This window comes from Pseudonocardia sp. 73-21, assembly GCF_001899645.1.
In the GTDB taxonomy this organism is placed as follows: domain Bacteria; phylum Actinomycetota; class Actinomycetes; order Mycobacteriales; family Pseudonocardiaceae; genus Pseudonocardia.
The window spans coordinates 1-16696 of record NZ_MKVV01000001.1 but is presented as its reverse complement, the minus strand read 5'-3'; the positions used below and the strand labels follow the sequence as shown (position 1 = coordinate 16696).

Genomic DNA, 16696 nt, shown 5'->3' with positions numbered 1-16696 from the left:
ACTGCCGCTTCAGCCACGGGCCGACCGCGCCTGCAACGTCGGCACTCCGCGCACGGCCAGCACGACCGCCAGCAGCGCACCCGCGGTGATCGCGACGTCGGCGAGGTTGAACGCGGCGAACCACGACACGTCGATGTAGTCGACCACCGCGCCTCGCCCCACCCCCGGGGGCCGCAGCAGCCGGTCGGCCAGGTTGCCGGCCGCTCCACCGCCGATCAGGCCGAGCGCGAGCCCCCACCCGGAAGTGGCCACCCGCCGGGCGACCCCGGCGATCCCGAGCACCGCGATCACCGCCACAACCGTGATCAACGGGGTGAGGGTCGTCCCGGTACTGAACGCCGCCCCGGTGTTGAACGACAGCCGCAGCGCGACGCCCGGCAGGATCGTGACCGGCTCGTCGAGCGCGCGCAGGGCGATCGCTTTGGCCGCCTGGTCGACGACGATCACGACAGCGCCGGCCACGGCGAGCGGCTTCCACGGTCGGGACGGCGGATCGGGAACGTCGGCGTCGACCACGGGCGGGGGCACCTCCGAGCTGCGCCGCGGGCCGACTGCCCGAGAACGGCGAATTCTTCGGTCAGCGTAGATGCTGCCGAAATGTCCGTTCGTCGCACCTGACCCGACGGTCGGCGCGGCGACGTGAGCGGAGGGCGCGGACCGGCGTGAGCGTTCCTACTGTCGCACCCACAAGGCCCGGTAACGGAACGGTCTCGGACGCTCCCCGCTCCGCACGCTCCGCCCCGCTCCCGGCCCGACGCCTCACGAAAGGCCCGACCTTGGCGCGCCACAGCGCACCCAGCCGCCGCACCGCCCGGCGCGGCCCCGACGCCGTCGCGCGGCGCGGGCGCACGACCCGTGCCGCCTCAACCGGTGTGCTGACCGCGACCGTCGTCGGGGGCGGTTCGCTGCTCAACGGCGAGCACCTGCCGACGCCACCCGTAGCGGTCGACCGGGCCACCATGACGGTCGCCTCGACCCCGGACGGGGCCGTCCCGACGGTGGGAGTGGCGCCGCTGGAGCAGGCTCCGGACTCGTTCGACGCGGCTGCGCTGGTCAAGGCGGTGCTGCTGACCGAGCGCCGGGAGGCCCAGCAGCGGGAGGCCGAGCAGCGGGAAGCCGAGCGCCGGGCCACCTCGTGCGCCGACGGTGACACCGGGTTCGAGACGGTGCAGAGGCGGGTGTCGGAGGCCGGGGTCGAGCTGCGCTGCCGGTTCGGCGTGGACACCGTCTACGGCGTGGCGGGCCGGTCCGGAGCGTCCGACCATCCCAGCGGACTCGCCCTGGATCTCATGGTGGACCGCGACCCCGGCGAGGACCTCGCCGCCTACGCCGTCGCGAACATGGACCGGCTCGGCATCAAGTACGTGATCTACCGGCAGCGGATCAACTTCGGATCCGGCTGGGAGGCGATGGAGGACCGGGGCGGGGTAACGGCGAACCACATGGATCATGTCCACGTCTCTTTCGACCGGCGGTAGAAGGACGGTAGGGTGACCGCATCGTGAGCACCGCCGACCCCGACCACCGCACCCCACGGAGAAACCTGTGGGCGTCGCGTGTGCTCGTCGTCCTGGTGGTCGTGGCCCAGATGCTCACCTGCCAGTCGCTGCTACCCGCCACGGCAGGCCTCGCAACCGCGATGACCACGCAGCAGCACGGCGTCGAGCACGACGTCGTCTGCGAACCGGGCGCGGCCGCGGTCACCCCTGCGGTGGTCCGCACCGCCGTGAACGCCCCGTGCACGGACCCGTCGCCGCTCCCGGTGGAAACGCCGGAGACCGTCGCTGACACCGGCCCCGGGTCGGCTCCCCCCGCACCGGCGTGGGCTGATCAGCGCCTCCGCCCAGGACGGCACCTCCTGCTCGCCATCGGTATCACGCGCGTCTGACCGACCGGCGGCCCCACGAGGCCGCCCGACCGCTGCCGCATGTCCGCGGCGGGGCCGCACCGTGCGCGCTCTGCCGTGCATCCCTTCCGTCACTGTGCCGGAGGAACGCCCATGAGTCGCCGCGTGCGAGTCGCCGTGACCGCCGTCCTGGTCGCGGCCGCCATCGCCGTGCTCGTCCTGTCGTTGCTCGACCCCACCGTTCCGGTTCCCCAGTTCGCCACCCGGCCCTGAACTGCGCGAACCGACCCGAGGAGTACATCCCGTGACCGCCCTCGCCCCGAAGCCGATCTCGGCGCACCCCGACCCGGTACGCCGCTCTCCGAAGGGGTCGATGCTGCTGAAGATGCTGCGCACGACCGACCCCAAGGACATCGCGATCCTCTACCTGGTCACGTCGTTCGGGTTCTTCCTCGCCGGCGGCGCCATGGCGCTGCTCATGCGCGGCGAGCTCGCCCGGCCCGGCATGCAGTTCCTGTCCAACGAGCAGTACAACCAGCTCTTCACCATGCACGGCACGATCATGCTGCTGCTCTACGCCACCCCGGTCCTGTTCGGGTTCGCCAACTACATCGTGCCGCTGCAGATCGGTGCGCCCGACGTCGCGTTCCCGCGGCTCAACGCGTTCTCCTACTGGCTGTTCCTGTTCGGCGGCCTCGTGGTGATGGCCGGGTTCCTGACCCCGGGCGGGGCGGCGGACTTCGGCTGGTTCGCCTACACCCCGCTCTCGGACGCCATCCACTCCCCGGGAGCCGGGGCGGACCTGTGGATCGTCGGCCTGCTCGTGTCCGGGCTGGGGACGATCCTGGGCGGCGTCAACATGATCACCACGATCGTCTGCATGCGCGCGCCCGGCATGACGATGTTCCGGATGCCGATCTTCACCTGGAACATCTTCGTCACCTCGCTGCTGATCCTCATCGCGTTCCCGGTGCTCACCGCGGCCCTGCTGGGCCTGCTCGTCGACCGCCAGCTCGGCGGGCACGTGTTCGACCCGGCCAACGGTGGCGTGATCCTCTGGCAGCACATGTTCTGGTTCTTCGGCCACCCCGAGGTCTACATCGTCGCGCTGCCGTTCTTCGGCATCGTCTCGGAGATCTTCCCGGTGTTCGCGCGCAAGCCGCTGTTCGGCTACAAGGGCCTGATCTACGCCACCATCTCCATCGGCGCGCTGTCGGTGGCGGTGTGGGCGCACCACATGTACGCCACCGGCGCGGTCCTGCTGGCGTTCTTCTCCTTCACCACCTTCCTCATCGCGATCCCGACGGGCGTCAAGTTCGTCAACTGGATCGGCACACTGTGGAAGGGCCAGATCACCTTCGAGACGCCGATGCTCTTCTCGGTCGGCTTCCTGGTCACGTTCCTGTTCGGCGGCCTGACCGGGGTGCTGCTCGCCTCCCCACCCATCGACTTCAACGTCAGCGACACCTACTTCGTCGTCGCCCACTTCCACTACGTCCTGTTCGGCACGATCGTGTTCGCCACCTACGCCGGCATCTACTTCTGGTTCCCGAAGATGACGGGCCGGATGATGGACGAGACCTTGGGCAAGGTCCACTTCTGGCTCACGTTCATCGGCTTCCACCTGACGTTCCTGGTTCAGCACTGGCTGGGCAACACCGGCATGCCGCGCCGCTACGCCGACTACCTGCCCGTGGACGGCTTCACCACGCTCAACACCATCAGCTCGATCGGTGCGTTCGTGCTCGGGGCGTCGACGCTGCCGTTCATCTGGAACGTCTTCAAGTCCTACCGCTACGGCCGCGTCGTCACCGTCGACGACCCGTGGGGCTTTGGCAACTCGCTCGAGTGGGCCACGTCCTGCCCGCCGCCGCGGCACAACTTCACGGAGCTGCCCCGGATCCGGTCCGAGCGCCCGGCTTTCGAGCTGCACTACCCGCACCTGGTGGAGCGCTTCCGCGAGGAGGCCCACGCCGGACACCGCGCCGCGCCCTCGAAGCTGTTCGCCCAGGGCACGGCGCAGGAGACCCACCCCGGCGACGACCCCCGCTCCCGATGACCCGCCCGGACCGGCAACGGAGCAAGCAGGAGCGACGGGCGCGGGCCGCGCTGCGGGCCGGGCGCAGCTCACCGCCGTGGTCGACCATCGCGGCGGTGGTGGTCGTGGTCCTGTTCGCGGGCGGGGTGTTCGGGTATGCGGCGCTGCGCTCCGGTGCCGCCGACGAGCGGGCGGCGGCGCTGGCCGGGTTCGTGCCGTCGGCCGACCGCCAGGACCCCTCGACGCAGATCCCGGGGATCGTCGAGAAGACCTTCGACGGCGGGCAGCACGTCACCCCGGCCGAGCGGGTCGCTTACACCACAAGCCCGCCACTGGGCGGTACGCACGACCAGTTCTGGGCCGCCTGCACCGGGGTGGTCTACGCGCAGCCGGTGCGCACCGAGAACCTGGTGCACTCGATGGAGCACGGCGCGGCGTGGATCGCCTACGACCCCGCTCGGGTCTCCGGCGGCCAGCTCGATCAGCTCGCCGGCCGGGTGCGCGACCAGCCCTACACGGCGCTGTCGCCCTACCCCGGCCTCGACCAGCCGATCTCGCTGCAGTCCTGGGGGCACCAGCTCACGCTCACCGATGCCGCGGATCCGCGGGTGGACCAGTTCCTGACCGCGCTGCGCCGCAACCCCTACACCCACCCGGAGAACGGGGCCAGCTGCCAGGCGCTCGGGCCCGGGCAGTTCGACCAGGACCGGCCGCCGCCCTACCAGCCCCCGCCACCGAGCTCGACGGTCGGAACCGCCGGGGTCCGGGCGGAGACCGAGGCGGCCGGCGGCCCCGCGCCCGACGGTTCCGGCGGGGCTCTGATGCCCGGCGGCACGGGCTCATGAGCACCCCGTCCCCGTCCGCGGTGGACGTCGGGTCGGGCCCCGTGGGGTTCTGGGCCCGCTCACCACGGTGGTCGCGGTGGGTCATCGCGGTCGGTACGGCACTCACACTGCTGCTCGTGGGCGCGACCGCGGGCCTGCTGATCGAACGCGACCTGTCGGCCGACCCGATCCCGGCGGCGGACTCGGTGGACGTCGGGTTCGCCCAGGACATGAGCGTGCACCACGAGAACGCCGTGCAGATGGCCGGTTGGGTACGCGACCACACGGCCGACCCCGCGGTGCGCCAGCTCGCCTACGACATCGAGTCCGGGCAGACGGCGCAGGTCGGGCAGATGCAGGGCTGGCTCGGGCTCTGGGGCGCGGCGACGCAGTCCACCGGCGGCTACATGACCTGGATGGCCGACATGAACGCCGCGATGGGGATGGGACACGGCAGCGACGGGGCCGCGGCCATGCCCGGCATGGCGTCGCAGGCCGACCTCGCCCGGCTGCGGGCCACCACCGGGACGGCCGCGGACGTCCTGTTCCTGCAGTTGATGCTGCGCCACCACGAGGGTGGGGCCGGCATGCTGCGCTACGCCGCCGACCGCGCCACGATGCCCCAGGTGCGCAACCTCGCCGCACAGATGCTCAGCGCCCAGACCGCGGAGAGCCGGCTGATGGCCCAGATGCTCGTCCAGCGGGGCGCCGGCCCACTGGACGGCTGAGACAGGTCTCCCGCCATCTGTGGCGGGGCCGCCCGGACGCCGGAAGATCGGGACCGCGTCCGGTCGCCCTGTCGATGATCCTCGTCGAACCGCTTTGTCCCTACATGGGGCATTTCCCCGCCGTGTCCGATCGATCCCCTAGTCGACGCCAGAACGATTAGGGGCTTTCACCCGCTGCCCTCCTTTGTGTCCGGCTCTAGGTTTCTGGCACGGATCGAGCTAGATGTTCGGTTCACCACCACTCCCCCAAACCTGGAGATGATCACGATGGCCGAGTCCATGTCACTGATGGAGTTCATCCAGAAGCTGTTCACCGACGGCGACCTCCGCGCCCTGTTCAACAGCGACCCCCAGGCCGTGATGAGCGACTACGGCCTGTCGAGTCTCAGCCCCGACGACGTGTGCGACGCCCTGGTCCTGGCCCAGGACAACCAGACCGCCGACTTCAGCCGCGACTACAACACCGGCGGCAACCACATCCAGCTGCCGCCCGCCCCGCCGGCGCCCCGGCCGGAGCCCGGCGAGTCCGAGCACGAGGCGGCCGTGCGCTACCTCAACACCTACGTCACCAACAACTACGTCGACGACCGCGACACCATCGTCGACAACTCCGTCAACCAGCAGATCGACACCGGCGGCGGCGACTTCGACCAGGACATCGACATCGACTCCGTCGTCGCCTCCGGTGACGGCGCGGTCGCGGCGGGCGGCGACATCGAGGACTCCACCATCACCACCGGCGACGACAACCAGGTCGGCGACGGCAACGTCAAGGGGGACGGCAACGTCGTCGGCGACGACAACCAGGCCGTGACCGGGGACGGCAACACCACCTCGTTCGGCGACGGTGACGCCACCAGCACCAAGGTCGGTGGCGACGTCAACGTGGGTGACGGCGGCGCGTTCGCCTCCGGCGGCAGCGCCTCGGTCGACAACTCCGACAACTCCCTCAACGACGTCGGCAACACCTGGACCGACAACTCGACGAACGACTCGTTCAACGACTCGAGCGACAACAGCGTCCACGACTCCGGCAACACCGCCGTCGACGCCAGCGTCCACGACTCCGGCAACGACAACAGCGAGACCACCGTCGACACCTCGTTCACCGACGAGAGCGACAACAGCGTCGTCAACGACAACAGCCTCGACAACGTCGGCAACATCCACGTCTGAGATCACATCGCGAGAGGCCCCGGCTGCCGTCGGCAGCCGGGGCCTCTCGCGTCAGGAACGATCGGCCGCGGGTCAGAGCGGGAGCGTGTATCCCGCGATCGGAGCCCGCAGCCATGCGACGGCCGCCCCCCCCCCCACAGCCCCGTCAGCAGCAGCAACCCGAGAACGATCATCATCACGCCACCGCCCACCTGGACCGCACGCAGGTGCCGGCGGAGCCATGTGGTCGACTGCACTGCCCACCCGGTGCCCAGGGCCAGCAGGACGAACGGCACGCCGAGACCGGCGCAGTAGGCCAGGACGAGGACCAGCCCGCGCAGGGCGGGCGGCCCGACCTGGGTGCCCGACGCCAGCGCGATGACGCCGGTGAGTGTCGGGCCCAGGCACGGAGTCCAGCCCAGCCCGTACACCGCGCCCAGCACCGGCGCCCCGATCAGGCCGCCGCGGGGCCGCCCCAGCCGGCGGCTGTCGCGCTGCAACGCGGGCACGAACCCGAGGAACACCAGCCCCATCAGGATCGTCACCACCCCACCGGCCCGCTGCAACACGATCTCGCTACCGATCAGCACATCGGACAGCCCGAGAACCAGCAGCACACCGGCGGTGAAGACGACGGTGAAGCCCGCGACGAAGAGCGCGGCGGCGCCAGCCACCCGCCACCGGCCCCTCCTCGCCACGGCGAGCGATCCCGACCCGGTGGCCGGAGGTTCGGCGCCGACGAGGCCCGCCAGGTAGCCGAGATAGCCGGGCACCAGCGGCAGGGCGCAGGGGGAGGCGAACGACAGCAGGCCCGCGGCGAGAGCGAGCAGCATCGCCACAACGATCGGGCCGGAGATCGCGATCTCGGTGAGGGTCACGACGGCGCCGCGGGCACACCCGCCGGGCGCGGCTCGGCCGCGACCCGCTGCACGACTGGGAGCAGCTCGCCGAGCCTGATCGCCGTGAGGTAGACGGCGGCGACACGATGGGCTCGGTCGAGCACGATCGTGGACGGCACGGTGTTGCGCGGGAACCCGTTCAGCGCGCTCAGGGACCGCCCGGGCTGGTCGAAGATCGACGGGTAGGTGACACCGATACTGGCGAGGAAGTCACGTGCTGCGGTGCGGTCATCGCGCACGTCGACGCCCAGGACCGTCACCCCGGCCGGGCCCATCTGCTCGTGGATCTGTTGCAGCGCGGGCATCTCCTCCCGGCACGGCCCGCACCAGGTGCCCCACACGTTGAGCACGACGACCTGCCCGGTGAAGTCGTCCAGGCCGATCGTGCGCCCTGGTTCGAGCAGATCCTCACCGGAGAGCCCGCGCACCGGACCCCGGTTCTCCGGCGGGTCGTAGAAGATGCGCGTCTGCCCACCAGGAGCGGTGAAGGTGAACTCGGTGCTGCCGCTCGTCGCCTGCCCGGAACGGTTCCCGCAGCCTGCGAGCACGCCCGACAGCGTCAGAAGCGCGACCGCCACAGCGACCGCCCTGCGTGGCCTCATCGACCGACCAGGACCCAGAACGACCAGAAGCGCTGGACGATCAGCGCGAGGATCACCAGGACCCACGCGGTGAGCACGACACCGTGGTGGCGACCCGCCGCCGCGGCCACCGTGCGGATGGGGGTAGGGATGCGGCCGACGGACCGGTCGAGCATGCTCAGCGTGACGTAGAAGAAGATCGGGATCGTCACCGCCCACACGGCCATGCAGTACGGGCACAAGGCCCCGATGCGGTAGAGGCTCTGCCCGATCAGCCAGTGCACGAACACGACACCGCCGGTGGCGCCGGCCTGCAGTCCCAGCCAGTACCACCCGCGCAGCCGGGCCCCGGCCAGCAACGCCGCCCCCGTCGCCGTGACCACCGCGAAGCCCGCGACCCCGAGCAGCGAGTTGGGGAACCCGAACACCGACGCCTGCGGGGTGGCCATCACCGACCCGCAGCTGAGCACCGGGTTCAGGCTGCAGCTCGGGCGGTAGGTCGGGTCAGCGATCAGCGCGATCTTCTCGACGGTCAGCACGAACGCCGCGACCAGGCCGATCAGTCCACCGAGCAGGAGCAGCCACGGGAGGCCACGCGGCAGCGGGCCCGGCAGCGCGTCCCGGTCCCCGGCAGTGACCGGGGCTGCGTAGGTCGCCACGCGCTCAGGAGGCCAGTGCGGCGTCGAGGGCGGAGGTCAGGTCGGCATAGGTCCGCGGCTCGATCTTCTGGCCGTTGAGGAACAGCGTGGGCGTGCCCCGGACGCCGAGCGCGGTGCCGTCGGCGACGTCGACGTTGATCCGGGCCAGCGTGGCGGGGTCGGCGTAGGCCCGGTCGTAGGCCGCCATGTCGAGCCCGAGCCCGGCGGCGTAACCGCGGAAGCGGTCGTCCATCGGGACCTGCTGCTCGCCCCACTCGGCCTGCGTCTCGTACATGCGCTGGTACATCTGCTCGAAGCGGCCCTGTTGCGCCGCGGCCTCCACCGACCGGGCGGCGCGCTCGGCGTTGAAGTGCCCGGGAAGCGGGAAGTACCGGGCCACGAAGGTGACCCGGCCCGCGTACTCCGTGCGCAGCTGCTCGACCGCCGGGTACAGCGCGCCGCAGGCCTCGCACTCGAAGTCCAGGAACTCGACGAACGTGACCTTGCCGTCCGCCGCGGTCGAGAGCCGGTGGCTGTCCGCACGGACCGCGGACGACGTGGCGGGGCCCGCCTGACCGGGAGCCGCCGTGCCACCCCCGAACACCAGCAGCGCCCCGACGACCATCGCGAACGCCGCGATCAGGCCGATGGACAGCTTGACGTTCCTGGTCATGGGCACCCACCGCCGGCAACTGGCAAAGCAGACATACCCGTCAGACTAGTCAGCGTTGATATGTCGCCGGCGTTAAGGGGTCACCGGACCTCGACACGGTCACCGACCTGCAGGTAGTCGAAGAACGCCATGGCCTCGTCGCGGACGAGCTTCACGCAACCGGCCGACGGCGTGTCCTGGCGGCCTTCGTGGAACGCGATACCACCCGGCGCGAAGAACACGGAGTACGGCATCTCGGTGCCGTACTCGCGGCTGGTCCACCGCTGGGCCTTCCACTCGACTTTGTACGTGCCCCTGGGCGTGGGCTTGTCGACGGCGCCGTCCACGAAGGGCACGGGTCCACGGACCACCTGACCGTCCCCGATCAGCCACGCCGTGTGACCCGCCAGATCCACGCAGGCGCGAGCGGCCGCCGAGCACGGCGTCCCCGCAGCGGTCGACCCGGCCGCCGGCATCGTGGCCTGCGACGGCCGGGCACCCGGCTCGGGAACGTCGGCGGCCCCGACGCCGGCACCACCCGACATCACGAGCAGGCCGATGGCGACGACGCCGCACAGGCCCAGAACCTCCCAGCGCCGGCTCGCACCGGCCCGTCGATGTACACCCATGCCCGTCCAACGACATTTCGGACACGGAGTGACGAGTCGGTGACGTCAGGTGATCCAGATGCCCCGGGCCGCCAGCCACGAGCGAGGGTCGACCCGGGCGTCGTCGGCATCCCAGATCTCGACGTGCAGGTGAGGACCGGTGGAGCGACCCCGGTTGCCCATCAGCGCGATCCACTCCCCGGCCCGCACCCGCTGCCCCTCCCGCACCAGGCTGCGGTCGATGTGGCCGTACACACTCGTCCAACCGCCGGGGTGGCGGACCCGCACCCACAGACCGAATCCGGACGCGGGCCCCGACTCCACGACCACACCGTCGGTGACCGCGAAGATCGGCGTCCCGACCGCGTTGGCGATGTCGAGGCCGTAGTGGGTGGTGCCCCACCGCGCCCCCGCCATCGAGGTCAGGACACCCGCCGCCGGCCGCACGAACGTGCCCTGCCTGCCCACAGCCACGTCCGGGGCGCCGTCGGCCGCGGCTGCACGCACGGCGGCCGCGCGCCGGGCCAGCTCCTCACCGACCTCCACGGCCTTCACCAGGTTGGACGCGTCCACGACGTCGTGGGCCTCCGCTCCACCCACGGAGGGGACATCTGCGTCGGCGGCTCCGGGCGGGTGGCGCTCGAGGACTCCCCGCTGAGCCACCGGGGAGATCGTCGCCATCAGGGCCGAGGTCGACTCCAGCGAGGTGACCGCGTCCAGGGACCCGACCACCGGAGCGACCAGCACCGCGGCTCCGGTGGCCACCGCACCCGTCGCCATGGACGTCAGCGGCACGGCCGCCGACCGCCGCGGCCCACCCCGGCGTCGACGCGGCGGCGCGGGGACGAGGGGCAGGGGCGTCGTCACCGCATCCGGAACGCTCGCGGCGAACCGGGTGACGCGCACGGGACGCACGTTCACCCCGGATCGCCGTCGATCGGGCGCCTCACCATGCCGAGCCACGCACACCCCGCTCCGGGATCCGACGACAAGAGCGCGTACCGGACGAACGTAGCGAACCTGCGCGACCGTCCGATCCGCCGGGTCACAACGGCCAGTGGTCTCCGAACCGGTTCGCCCGGCGGCGGTCGAACCCCCAGGTCCGACCGTCCGATGAGCAGCAGGTTCCCCGCCGCGGCGGGGCCGCAGCCGTCGATCGGGCGGCCCGATGGCCAGAACGCAGCAACGGTTGTTAGGGTGTTGATGTGTCCCGCGACGAGTGTGAGCTGCTGTGCCTGGACCTCCCCCACGCGGAGGAGGTCCGCCGCCTGATGCCCGACGAGTCGCAGGCGACCGCGGCCGCCACGCAGGCCCGGGCGCTCGGCGACCCGACCCGGTTGCGGCTGGCGTCGGCCCTCGCGGTCGGGTCCGAGCTGTGTGTCTGCGATCTGGCGTGGGTGTGCGGTCTCGCCCAGAACCTGGTGTCGCACCACGTCCGCCAGCTGCGCTCGGCCGGTCTGGCCGCCTCGCGGCGCGACGGAAAGCTCGTGATGTACCGGCTCACCCCCGTCGGCGCAACGCTGCTGGAGGCAGTTCTGGGGGCGGGGGTGAGCACCCGTGAGTGACGCGTGCTGCGGCGGCGACTCGGCCCCCACCGTGATGGGGCAGCCCGACGAGCCGCAGGCGAAGTTCTGGGCGCTGCGGGCAGTCCAGGCCGCCGCCGTCTCCGGGACCCTGCTCGCCGCCGGCCTGGTCGCCGGCTGGTCGGGCGCGGGCCCGGTGTCGGTCGCGTTGCTGGTCGCGGCGCTGCTCGTCGGTGGCGCCACGTTCGTGCCGCAGTCGCTGCGCGGGTTGCTCGCGGGGCGACTGGGGGTCGGCACCCTGATGACGATCGCGGCGATCGGCGCCGTGCTGCTCGGGGAGATCGGCGAGGCGGCCGGGCTCGCGTTCCTGTTCTCCATCTCCGAAGCCCTGGAGTCCTACTCGCTGGACCGCAGCCGCCGCAGCCTGCGCGCGCTGCTGTCACTGGTGCCCGAGCGAGCCACCGTGCTGCGCAGCGGTGTCGAGGCCGATGTCGCCCCGTCCGAGCTCGACCTCGGCGACGTGCTAGTCGTCCGACCCGGCGAGCGCATCGCGACCGACGGCACCGTCCGCACCGGCCGCAGCACCCTCGACGTCTCCGCGATCACCGGCGAGTCCGTCCCGGTCGAGACCGGGCCCGGCCACCCCGTGTACGCCGGATCGATCAACGGCGGCGGCGTCCTGGAGGTCGAGGTCACCGCACGGGCCGAGGCCAACTCGCTGGCCCGCATCGTGCACATCGTCGAGGAGGCACAGGAGCGCAAGGGATCGAGCCAGCGTCTCGCCGAGCGCATTGCCCGCCCGCTGGTCCCCGGCGTGATGGTCCTGGCCGCCGGGATCGCCGTGGTCGGCAGCCTCCTGGGCGATCCGGCGGTGTGGATCGAGCGGGCGCTGGTGGTGCTCGTCGCCGCCGCCCCGTGCGCGTTCGCGATCTCCGTCCCGGTCACCGTGTTCGCCGCCATCGGCGCCGCCAGCCGCTCCGGGATCCTGGTCAAGGGCGGGGCCGCGCTGGAGGCATTGGGCCGGATCCGCACGGTCGCGCTCGACAAGACCGGCACCCTGACCCGCAACGACCCCGCCGTCATCGACGTCGTCACCGCACCCGGGGCGTCCCGGGAGCAGGTCCTGGACGTCGCGGCCGCCCTCGAGGCCCGCAGCGAGCACCCCCTCGCCGCCGCGATCCTGCACGCCACCCCCGTCCACGGCAGCGCGAACGACGTCGAGGCCGTGCCCGGCTCGGGGCTCACCGGCACCCTCGACGGCCGCGCGGCCCGCCTTGGCCGCCCCGGCTTCATCGAGCCCGGACCGCTCCTCGACCGCGTCGCCGCGCTGCAGAGCGCCGGGGCCACCGTCGTGCTCGTCGAGCTCGACGGCGTGCTGCTCGGCGCCGTCGCCGTCCGCGACGAGCTGCGCCCCGAGGCCCCGGCCACCGTCGCCGCGCTCCGGGACGCCGGGCTCGACGTCGTGATGCTCACCGGCGACAACCCGCTCACCGCCGCCGCCCTCGCCCGCCAGGCCGGCGTCGCCGACGTGCACGCCGACCTGCGCCCCGAGGACAAGGCGCGCATCGTCGGCGAGCTGCGGGCCCGCCGACCAGTGGCCATGGTCGGCGACGGCATCAACGACGCGCCCGCCCTCGCCACCGCCGACAGCGGCATCGCCATGGGCGCCATGGGCACCGACGTCGCCATCGAGGCCGCCGACGTCGCCCTCATGGGCGAGGACCTGCGACACCTGCCCGCCGCACTGCTGCACGCCCGCCGCGCCCGCGCCATCATGATCCAGAACCTGGCGATGTCCGGGCTGATCCTGCTCACCCTGGTGCCGCTCGCTGCGTTCGGCGTGCTCGGGCTCGCCGCCGTGGTCGCTTCCCACGAGCTGGCCGAGGTCCTCGTCATCGCCAACGGCGTCCGCGCCGGACGCCGCGGCCGGCTCACGCTGCCCGAGGACACCGCCCGGCCTGCGGCCGCCGTCGATGTCGTCGTCGAGCCGCAGCCGTGCGCCGACGGCTGTTGCGGCCCGACGCCCGCGCCGATCGCCGCGGAGCGCCAGGCCCGCTGACGAGGAGTGTTCAGCTCGACTCGACCCACGACATTGACCGCCCTGCTGCTGCCCACCGCCACCCTGTCGTAGTCGACTCAGCACGCGTGACCCACACCCGAAACGTAAGCGCGTTGCGTGACCTCCCGCGTGCTTGCGTGCGCGGTGTCGCGGGCGAACTCAGCCAGGCGACTCCATCGATCATCGCGCGGTTCGAGGCATCTGGCTGCGCCGGGAGTCTGCCGCCGGCGATGTAGCGGGCGGACGGTGTCGCCGCTGAGGCCCAACAGTCCGGCTGCCTCGGAGATCTTGAACTGCTGCACGCGCGATCGTGGAGCCACATCCCCATACGGCAACAGGGGCCGATGCGGCCGGCGAGGATGGGCTGCCCTCTGGTCCGGACAGCTCGTGGAGAGGGTGTCGCGGCGGCAGGAGGCAGAGCATGCGCTCCGTCGGGATGTCGCGGGGCAGTCCGAGCGGGCGGCGGATGTCCTGATGGTGGATCAGCCCGTCGGTGAGCGCCATCCGGCTACGGAACGTCGAGGTGAGCCCGCGCGGTTCCAGGTGTGTCCTGACCAGGGCGACGAGGTCGTCGGTGGTGTGGTCGGCGAACCGTGCGACACCGCCGGCGTTCACGCGATCCGCGTTGAGCCCACCAGCAAGGAAGCCTCGATTCGACGCCAGCCTGCTTGACGAGGCGCAGCGCGTCGATGGCAGCAATTGGTGTCCGCCATCGGCGCGAGGCACGGTCGGCCACGGGTCCGCCACGCGCTCGACCATGCACGTCAGCACCGTCAGCCGGGCGGGACACCAGGACGTCGGAGGTACCGGCCCGGCCCGAGCGCAGGCCGTCGCGTCGGCAGAACGCACGTAGCTATTCAGCAGGGTGCGGCAGCTGGTGGTAGCCAGGCACCGGCCGTGAACAGCTGGGTGAGGACGTCGTAGCTTCCGAGGCCCCACTTGGTGGCGGTGGACAGGTAGGACGCGACGACGGCGAAGTCTGCCAGTCCGGCGAGGGTGCGCCAGCAGCCACCGGAGGTGCGCTGTTGGATCTTGACCGGGCGGACGTCGCGCTCCGCCTGATTGTTCGTCCAGGGCACGGCGAGGTCGACCACGAAGCGCAGGATCATGTCTTCGTGGTCGCGGAACCGTCTCGCGAGGGTGTGGGCGTCGCGGGCCAGCGGCCCGGCGCGGTCGCGGTTGTCGCTGATCCCGGCGTAGAGGGCGCCGCGGTAGCGGCGGCGGATCCCGAGCAGGACCTCGGGGTCGAGGGTGTCGTGTCCGGCGGCGCGGGCGGCGCCCGCTCGGTGGTGGGCGTCGGTGAGGGTGTTGGCCATCGCCGCGGCCCACATCTGGGCGTCGGGATCGGCGCGGTGAAACGCGGCCAGGTCCCTGATCAAGTGGGCCCCGCACCAGGCATGGTGGGCGTCGATCAGATGCACGTAGCCGGCGTAGCCGTCGCGGACGATGGTGCCGGTGTAGCCAGGCAGCACCTGCCCGGCGTCGATGTCGGCCTTGGACCGCCCGCCGGTGTGCATCGCGGTGAGGAACTCCGTGGCCGCGACGTGCACGTAGCCGAGCGCGCCGTCGGCGCGGGCCGGGGTCTCATCGACGTGCAGCACCCCGACCTTGCGCAACAGCTCACGTACCCGGGGCAGGAAGCTGATCTCCAACAGTCGCGCGGCGCGCGCCCGCACCCCGGCCATGAACCCGGTCGAGACCGCCACACCGAGCATCGAGGCCATCAGTCCGGTGGCTCGGGCGACGGGCAGGTAGTGCCCGCACAGCAGCTCCGCCGCCCGCGCCAGCACCCCCGGCCCGTACTGAGCCCGCGCGGGCACGCCCGCCGGGACGGGTCCGGTCTGGGCGGTGGCGCAGCACGGACAGACCCGGGTGAAGATCAGGTACTCGGTCACCCGCGGCGGTGGCGGGACGATCACGTCGGTGACCTGGCGCCGGGTCGTGGAGGCCACCGGTACCCCGGACAGGTCGGTTCCGCAGTCCCCACACAAGGGCGGGTCGCAGATCACCGTCTCGTCCGGGTCGTCGACCAGCGGCATCGTCGTCCCCGGCGCCCCGGGCTGCTTACCGGGCTTGCGCCCCGACGACGTACGCGAGGAGCGTCGCGCCGGCTTCTGGTACGGCGGGTCCGACGACGGCGGTTTGCTCGAGGTCGAGGAGTCACTGCTCAACCGACGTTCCAGCTCCGCGATCTGCGCGGCCTGCGTCTCGACCCGCGCGATCAACGCCTCGATCTGTGCGGCCTGACCGGCCACCACCTCCCGCAACCCGGAGTTGGTCGACCGCAACCGGGCAACCATCCCTGAGAGCTCAGCAGGCGACGGCTCGGACACCCGCCCATGATCACGCCGCCAGACCGAAGATCAAGCTGCCACGCCGGACGGATCACAGCGTCACGCGGGCCCGCGGTCCTGAATAGCTACGAACGCACGGTCCTGCACATCGTCGCCGTACGGCCGTCACGTTACTGGAGATGGGAATCGGTGATCAGCACGTGAAACATCAGGTGTGGATCCACGAAACGGCGTTCGACGGTTACGACCCGGCCCTCGACCATCTCGGCTGGGCACAACCCATCGGAACGGACGGCAAGCCGATCAACGAGCTGGACCCGCCACCGGGCTCCCCACCCGTCGCCGGATGGCGCTGCTTCTGCGAATGCAGCTGGCAGGGCGCGCAGTACTACCCGCGTGCGGAGTTCCCCTGTGCCGACGACACGAATCCTTACGGCGACCCGCCGCCGGCCGTCGAAGGCACCTCGCTGACCGGCGCCAAGGGAGAGTGGTACCGCCACGTCCACCGCGCGCTGCCGGAGCTGATCGCGCACGATCTGCTCAAGCTGGGGGTCCCGCTGACCCACCAGGAAGTCCGCATGGCGGTGCAGCTGGCGCGCAACGCCGGGAAGAGCTGGTCGCAGATCGCCGCCGCCACCGGGATCCTTCGTGTCGAAGCGGAAACGCTATGGGGTTCCCGGCGACACCCGCCGGCGCAGCGTCCGTGGCCGCACCACGGGCGCCGGCCGGATCCGCCCGCACGCGGGCCGCAGCGATAACCCGGCGTCCGGCATCGCGGACTGATCGAGCCTGTCGCGTAACTGCCCGGGCTGGGGCGGGAATGGTGATCAGCGCGTTGTCGTCTGTCGGCC

General features: G+C 71.7%; 17 protein-coding genes and 1 pseudogene. 10 read left to right on the top strand and 8 right to left on the bottom strand.

What is annotated here, in order from left to right:
- Positions 1-9 precede the first annotated feature (9 nt).
- Entirely contained in the window at positions 10-516 is a 507-nt protein-coding gene (locus BGP03_RS00090) for a signal peptidase II (protein ID WP_296369030.1), read from the bottom strand.
- A 356-nt stretch (positions 517-872) separates the two neighbouring features.
- Here BGP03_RS00090 and BGP03_RS00085 point away from each other — a divergent pair, with 356 nt between their 5' ends.
- From BGP03_RS00085 to BGP03_RS00060, 6 genes are all read left to right on the top strand, one after another.
- Positions 873-1478 carry a hypothetical protein gene (locus BGP03_RS00085; protein ID WP_298800644.1) on the top strand — a complete coding sequence of 202 codons (606 nt, stop codon included), beginning with the start codon at positions 873-875 and terminating at the stop codon, positions 1476-1478.
- A gap of 23 nt (positions 1479-1501) precedes the next feature.
- A complete protein-coding gene (locus BGP03_RS00080; protein ID WP_298800643.1) occupies positions 1502-1888 on the top strand; it encodes a hypothetical protein in 387 nt (128 codons plus the stop codon).
- Between the two features lie 262 nt (positions 1889-2150).
- Positions 2151-3905, top strand: a complete 1755-nt coding sequence (gene ctaD, locus BGP03_RS00075) for a cytochrome c oxidase subunit I (RefSeq protein ID WP_299734943.1) — start codon at positions 2151-2153, stop codon at positions 3903-3905.
- The gene (locus BGP03_RS00070) at positions 3902-4729 is read left to right on the top strand and encodes a DUF3105 domain-containing protein (RefSeq protein ID WP_296369022.1); all 828 of its coding nucleotides are present in this window, start codon (positions 3902-3904) and stop codon (positions 4727-4729) included. The genes ctaD and BGP03_RS00070 overlap by 4 nt, the downstream gene beginning before the upstream one ends.
- On the top strand, positions 4726-5436 hold the full coding sequence (locus BGP03_RS00065) for a DUF305 domain-containing protein (protein WP_296369020.1): 711 nt from the start codon (positions 4726-4728) through the stop codon (positions 5434-5436). Before BGP03_RS00070 ends, BGP03_RS00065 begins: the two co-directional genes overlap by 4 nt.
- 267 nt (positions 5437-5703) lie before the next feature.
- Positions 5704-6612 (top strand): IniB N-terminal domain-containing protein, encoded by a 909-nt coding sequence (locus tag BGP03_RS00060; RefSeq protein WP_296369018.1) that lies wholly within the window; start codon positions 5704-5706, stop codon positions 6610-6612.
- Positions 6613-6684: 72 nt separating this feature from the next.
- Here BGP03_RS00060 and BGP03_RS00055 read toward each other — a convergent pair.
- The 6 genes and pseudogenes from BGP03_RS00055 to BGP03_RS00030 all read right to left on the bottom strand — a co-directional run bounded on the left by BGP03_RS00055 (position 6685) and on the right by BGP03_RS00030 (position 10875).
- A pseudogene (locus tag BGP03_RS00055) lies at positions 6685-7469 on the bottom strand (cytochrome c biogenesis CcdA family protein).
- Positions 7466-8068, bottom strand: coding sequence for a TlpA disulfide reductase family protein (locus BGP03_RS00050; RefSeq protein ID WP_296369016.1), 603 nt, complete (start codon positions 8066-8068; stop codon positions 7466-7468). The pseudogene BGP03_RS00055 and the gene BGP03_RS00050 overlap by 4 nt, the downstream one beginning before the upstream one ends.
- A 20-nt stretch (positions 8069-8088) precedes the next feature.
- Positions 8089-8730, bottom strand: a complete 642-nt coding sequence (locus BGP03_RS00045; protein ID WP_296369014.1) for a vitamin K epoxide reductase family protein — start codon at positions 8728-8730, stop codon at positions 8089-8091.
- A 4-nt stretch (positions 8731-8734) separates the two neighbouring features.
- Complete coding sequence (locus BGP03_RS00040; protein ID WP_296369012.1) at positions 8735-9382, bottom strand: thioredoxin domain-containing protein; 648 nt, start codon at positions 9380-9382, stop codon at positions 8735-8737.
- Positions 9383-9462: 80 nt separating this feature from the next.
- Positions 9463-9990 (bottom strand): L,D-transpeptidase family protein, encoded by a 528-nt coding sequence (locus BGP03_RS00035; RefSeq protein WP_298800641.1) that lies wholly within the window; start codon positions 9988-9990, stop codon positions 9463-9465.
- A 45-nt stretch (positions 9991-10035) separates the two neighbouring features.
- Positions 10036-10875, bottom strand: coding sequence for a M23 family metallopeptidase (locus BGP03_RS00030; protein ID WP_296369008.1), 840 nt, complete (start codon positions 10873-10875; stop codon positions 10036-10038).
- A gap of 299 nt (positions 10876-11174) precedes the next feature.
- On the opposite strand from BGP03_RS00030, the gene BGP03_RS00025 reads away from it, so the two are divergent.
- The 3 genes from BGP03_RS00025 (at position 11175) to BGP03_RS00015 (ending at position 14223) form a co-directional block, all read left to right on the top strand.
- A complete protein-coding gene (locus tag BGP03_RS00025; protein WP_296369006.1) occupies positions 11175-11534 on the top strand; it encodes a metalloregulator ArsR/SmtB family transcription factor in 360 nt (119 codons plus the stop codon).
- Positions 11527-13551 (top strand): cation-translocating P-type ATPase, encoded by a 2025-nt coding sequence (locus BGP03_RS00020; protein ID WP_296369004.1) that lies wholly within the window; start codon positions 11527-11529, stop codon positions 13549-13551. The genes BGP03_RS00025 and BGP03_RS00020 overlap by 8 nt, the downstream gene beginning before the upstream one ends.
- A gap of 387 nt (positions 13552-13938) precedes the next feature.
- A complete protein-coding gene (locus BGP03_RS00015) occupies positions 13939-14223 on the top strand; it encodes a hypothetical protein (protein ID WP_296369003.1) in 285 nt (94 codons plus the stop codon).
- A gap of 185 nt (positions 14224-14408) precedes the next feature.
- Here the strand turns inward: BGP03_RS00015 and BGP03_RS00010 are convergent, their stop codons facing one another.
- Positions 14409-15839 (bottom strand): IS66 family transposase, encoded by a 1431-nt coding sequence (locus tag BGP03_RS00010; protein ID WP_296366813.1) that lies wholly within the window; start codon positions 15837-15839, stop codon positions 14409-14411.
- A 185-nt stretch (positions 15840-16024) separates the two neighbouring features.
- Between BGP03_RS00010 and BGP03_RS00005 the strand changes: the two genes are divergently transcribed.
- Positions 16025-16603: a hypothetical protein gene (locus tag BGP03_RS00005; protein WP_296377716.1), complete on the top strand. Its 579-nt coding sequence runs from the start codon at positions 16025-16027 to the stop codon at positions 16601-16603.
- Positions 16604-16696 lie beyond the last annotated feature (93 nt).

Bases quoted from the DNA above. Each gene is read 5' to 3' on its own strand.
- BGP03_RS00040 (WP_296369012.1), bottom strand. From the start codon at position 9,382: ATGACCAGGAACGTCAAGCTGTCCATCGGCCTGATCGCGGCGTTCGCG.
- BGP03_RS00060 (WP_296369018.1), top strand. From the start codon at position 5,704: ATGGCCGAGTCCATGTCACTGATGGAGTTCATCCAGAAGCTGTTCACC.
- BGP03_RS00070 (WP_296369022.1), top strand. From the start codon at position 3,902: ATGACCCGCCCGGACCGGCAACGGAGCAAGCAGGAGCGACGGGCGCGG.
- BGP03_RS00065 (WP_296369020.1), top strand. From the start codon at position 4,726: ATGAGCACCCCGTCCCCGTCCGCGGTGGACGTCGGGTCGGGCCCCGTG.
- BGP03_RS00005 (WP_296377716.1), top strand. From the start codon at position 16,025: ATGGGAATCGGTGATCAGCACGTGAAACATCAGGTGTGGATCCACGAA.
- BGP03_RS00035 (WP_298800641.1), bottom strand. From the start codon at position 9,990: ATGGGTGTACATCGACGGGCCGGTGCGAGCCGGCGCTGGGAGGTTCTG.